The sequence below is a fragment of the Allobosea sp. 01N443 genome, assembly GCF_056399325.1.
In genome coordinates this window covers 1-4,407 of record NZ_JBFTRC010000307.1, presented here as the reverse complement: position 1 = coordinate 4,407, position 4,407 = coordinate 1, and the positions used below count along the sequence as shown (strand labels likewise).

Below are 4,407 nucleotides of genomic sequence, written 5' to 3'. Positions count from 1 at the left end.
CATCGGCCCGAAAAGTGGATTGCGGTTTTCGGGAAAGCCGATGCGCCACAGAAGGCTGGATCATCGGACCGGATACGATATCCGGCCCGATGATCTAGCGTTGCCGCCAGTGCTGCAGGCGGCCGAAGACCAGGCGGTCGAGGCCGGCATGGGCGAGTTTCACGGCAATGGCCGTGAACATGATGATGCTTGCCATGCCCGCCGCCGACGCCATGGCGCCGGCCTCATCCATATGGACGATCGCGATCGAGGCGAGCTTGGTGTCGGCGCCATAGAGGAAGATCACGGCGGAGACCGTGGTCAATGCGTTGACGAAGACATAGACCGCGATGTCGAGGATAGCCGGCATGCAGATCGGCGCCGTCACCCGGCGGAACGTCGACCAGAACGGCACCTTGAGCGAGGCGGAAACCGACTCGAACTCGCTGTCGAGCTGCTTCAGGCTCGTCAGCGCCGTGATGTGCCCGACCGTGTAGAAATGGGCGATGGTGTTGATCACGAGGATCGTCAGCGTCCCGTACAGGAAGCCGAGCGGATTCCAGCCCGCATTGAAGAAGAAGACATAGCCCAGGCCGAGCACCAGGCCGGGCACGGCCATCGGCAGCATGGCCAGGAACTGGGCGAAGGCGCGCAGCCGCGGGTAGAGCTTCACCTTCTCGATCAGATAGGCGCCGGTGAAGATCAGTGCCGTGCCGATCACCGCCGTCAGGGACGCGAGCAGCAACGAGTTGGCATAGGTCTTCCAGCCATCCGGCTCGACCGCGGCGAAGTTGTAATTGCTCAAGGTCAGGGACAGGTTGTAGGGCCAATACTTGACGAAGGAGCCCCAGAAGGCGATCGCGTAGGGGCTGACGATCGCGAAGGCGATCACGCCGACGAAGCCGAGCAGGGCGAGATCGCGGCGCCGGTCAGGGCGCGGCACGTAGGGAACGGCGCGGGCCGAGAGCATGGCGCCCTGGCGCCGCTGCACCACGCGGTCGACGAAGAAGGCCAGCACCGCCGGCACCAGCAGGATGATGCCGACCACGGCGCCCATCGGGAAATTCTGCTGGCCGACGACCTGCTTGTAGGCGTCGGTCGCCAGCACGTTGAACTGCCCGCCGATCACCTTGGGAATGCCGAAATCGGTGATGACCAGCGTGAAGACGACGAAGACGGCGCTGATCACGCCGTAGCGTGCGCCGGGAAGGGTGATCGTCCGGAAAATGCGCCAGCGCGAGGTGCCCATCGCGTCGGCCGCTTCGCGCAGCCGGCCGTCCGAAAGGGCGAGCGCCGTGACGAGGATCAGCATGGCGTGCGGAAAGCTGTATAGCGTCTCCGCCGCGATGATGCCGACCGGGCCGTAGAGCGAGGCGCCCATCATCCAGGACTTGAGCAGCCCCTGGTTGCCGAAGACATAGATCAGCGCGAGGCCCGACAGCAGGGACGGCGCGAAGACAGGGATCATCGCCGCCGCATAGAAGACGCCCTTGGCGGGAATGCAGCTGCGGCGCAGCGCATAGGCGTAGAGGAAGGCGAGGGGCACCACGATGACCGTGGTCGCACTGGCGACCGCGAGGCTGTTGAGCAGCGAAAAGAACAGCGTCGGCGTCGTCGCATAGCTGACGAAATTTGCCAGGCCGACGAAGTTCCCGTGCGTATCCTCGAGACTCTTGGAGAGCAGCGCCCAGAGCGGCAGGGCGATGATCAGGACCAGGACCGCGCAGAGCGCGACGATCAGGACCCCGGCGACATGGCGCTCGCTGATCCGCACCGGCGATACCTTCACGGACGCATCGATCATCGTCAGCCGTGGTGCGAGGTCGCTCATCGTGCGCCCCCCGCAAAGACATGCAGGGCCTCGGGCGGAAAAGCGACGGTGCAGACCTGTCCCGCCGTGATGCCGAGATCGCGCATCGCATTGGTCGAGAAATCGGCCGCGATCCGGGTCGAACGGGAGCTGGTCGGCTCGAGATGCGCCCGGCAATAGGAGCCGAGGAAAGCGAGATCCCCGATCCGCGCCTCGAATCGGTTGGGCGTATCCTCACCGATGCTGCGGGTGCGAACCTCCTCCGGTCGCATGGCCAGCCGCACCGGCGTCCCCACGGCGAAGGGGGTGGCATTGGCGACGAGCAGGTMGAGCTCGTCGACACGGACCCGGCCCGGCCCGGTCACGATCGCATCCATGAAGGTCATGTGCCCGACGAAGTCGGCGACGAAGGGCGTGGCGGGGCGCCGGTAGATCTCTTCGGGCGTGCCGACCTGCTCGACTTCACCGTCCCGCATCACGACGATGCGGTCTGCCATCGCGAGCGCCTCCTCCTGGTCATGCGTCACCATGATCGTGGTCACGCCGAGCCGCTGCTGCAGCGAGCGCATTTCGTCGCGCAGGCGCACCCGTACCTTGGCGTCGAGGGCCGAAAGCGGCTCGTCGAGCAGCAGCAGCTCCGGCGAGGTGGCAAGCGCGCGCGCCAGCGCCACGCGCTGCTGCTGCCCGCCCGAAAGCTGGAGCGGATATTTCTTGCCCTGCTCGGGCAGGCCGACGAGCGTCAGCAGCTCCTCGACGCGGCGCGCGATCTCGGCAGACGAGCGACGCCGGTTGACGAGGCCGTAGCCGATATTGTCGGTGACGGTGAGATTGGGGAAGAGCGCGTAGGACTGGAAGACGATCCCGAAGTCGCGCTCCGACGGGCTGGCCCGCGACACGTCGCGCCCGCCCATGAGGATGGTGCCGCCATCCTGCTGGTCGAGGCCGGCGATGGCCCGCAGCAATGTCGTCTTGCCGCAGCCCGACGGTCCGAGAAAGCAGACGAACTCGCCGCGGCGGATGTCGAGATCGATATCGTGCAACGCCCGGAACGCGCCGTAATTCTTGGCGAGGTCGCGGATCGAGAGAAACGGGGGCGCAGTCGTGGACATGATGCCGACCTTCATCTGAACAGGCAGTGATCAGGCTCGCCGGCAACGGCGAGGCCRCACTCTTGCGTGGTGCACGGACTTGCTTCGTGAACGGACTTGCGTCTTGCACAGACCACGCCGCCGGCCGCTCGCGCGGGCCGGCGGCGTGGCAAAGGCTCAGTTCTTCGGCGCCGACTTCGACTCGTAGCGCTTCGACCATTCGGCGAGCACGCGCTCGCGATTATCGGCCATCCAGCTGAGGTCGTTCTTGATCATCCCCGCTTCGGCATTGACGGGATAGTTGGCCGGCTTGTTCTCGACACCCGGCGCAGCCACGATGGCGTAGGTCTGCGAGTAGAGCTCGTTCGCCGCCTTGGTCGTCGACCAGTCGGCGATCTTCTTGGAGACGGCGAGGTTCTTGCTGCCCTTGACGATGGCGCTGGCTTCCATTTCCCAGCCCACGCCCTCCTTCGGAATCACGACCTCGATCGGTGCGCCCTTGGTTTTCTCGGACGCGCCGCGCATGTCGAGCGCCAGACCGATGGTGCGCTCGCCGCGGGCTGCCTGGACGCAAGGGGCGGAACCGGAATGGAGATAGGCGCCGATATTCTCGTGCAGCCCGTCCATGAACTTCCAGCCTTCGGCTTCGCCCATGCTCTGCAGCCAGCCGGCGACCATCAGATAGCCGGTGCCGGAGGAGGCCGGATGGGGCATCACGATCTTGCCCTTGAACGCCGGGTTGAGCAGGTCCTTCCACGAGGCCGGCACGGGCACGCCCTTGGCCTCGGCCGTATTGTAGCACACGACGCCGAGATAGGCGTCCATGCCGGTCCAAGTATAGGGGCTGTTGGGATCGCGGAAGACCGGCTTCAGCGCATCGGCGCCGGCCGGCTTGTAGGTTTCCAGCAGCCCGGCCTTCTCGAACATCAGCAGGCTGGACGCCGCGAGCCCCATCACCATATCAGCCCGCGGATTGTCCTTTTCGGCCAGGAAGCGGGCGGTGATGACGCCGGTGGAGTCGCGGACCCAGACCACCTCTGCGTCCGGCACGGCCTTCTCGATCGAGGCCTTGAACGGTCCGAGCTGGTCGTTCTCCAGTGCTGTGTAGATCGTTACCTTCGTCTTCTGCGCCAGGGCGACGCCGGGCAGTGCGAGCGCGAATGCCCCGATGACGCAGGAAGCAAGCCAGTTCTTCATCTTCTCATCCCCTCGTGGTGATCGATTAGAGCGCTCTTTCGGCGTTTTCCCCTGAGATCGTAAAACACAGGCGGATCGCTCCGCCTGTGCTGGTCTTCTTCGTCATGCGGTCCAGGGCAGGGACCAGGTCTTGACGTTGGTGAAGCTCTTCATGGCTTCGACGACGCCCTCCTTGTAGCCGAGGCCTGAATCCTTGATGCCGCCGAAGGGCGACATCTCGATGCGGTAGCCGGGAACCTCCCAGAGGTTGACGGTGCCGACCTCGAGTTCCGCGACAAAGCGCTGGATGTAGTCGAAGCGGTTGGTGCAGACGCCCGAGGACAGGCCATAGGC

The 4,407-nt window shown here is 65.2% G+C and carries 4 protein-coding genes; all 4 read right to left on the bottom strand.

What is annotated here, in order from left to right; genetic code table 11:
- Nucleotides 1–94: 94 nt before the first annotated feature.
- Nucleotides 95–1,810 carry a putative 2-aminoethylphosphonate ABC transporter permease subunit gene (locus AC1DRP_RS35270; RefSeq protein WP_476770974.1) on the bottom strand — a complete coding sequence of 572 codons (1,716 nt, stop codon included), beginning with the start codon at nt 1,808–1,810 and terminating at the stop codon, nt 95–97.
- A complete protein-coding gene (locus AC1DRP_RS35265; protein WP_476770973.1) occupies nt 1,807–2,898 on the bottom strand; it encodes a putative 2-aminoethylphosphonate ABC transporter ATP-binding protein in 1,092 nt (363 codons plus the stop codon). The genes AC1DRP_RS35270 and AC1DRP_RS35265 overlap by 4 nt, the downstream gene beginning before the upstream one ends.
- Before the next feature lie 156 nt (nt 2,899–3,054).
- Complete coding sequence (locus AC1DRP_RS35260; protein ID WP_441509085.1) at nt 3,055–4,074, bottom strand: putative 2-aminoethylphosphonate ABC transporter substrate-binding protein; 1,020 nt, start codon at nt 4,072–4,074, stop codon at nt 3,055–3,057.
- Between the two features lie 102 nt (nt 4,075–4,176).
- On the bottom strand, nt 4,177–4,407 hold a 231-nt coding region (locus AC1DRP_RS35255), incomplete at its 5' end, for an aldehyde dehydrogenase family protein (RefSeq protein ID WP_476770972.1).

Coding starts and splice junctions, on each gene's coding strand:
- AC1DRP_RS35270 (WP_476770974.1), bottom strand. CDS start 1,810: ATGAGCGACCTCGCACCACGGCTGACGATGATCGATGCGTCCGTGAAG.
- AC1DRP_RS35260 (WP_441509085.1), bottom strand. CDS start 4,074: ATGAAGAACTGGCTTGCTTCCTGCGTCATCGGGGCATTCGCGCTCGCA.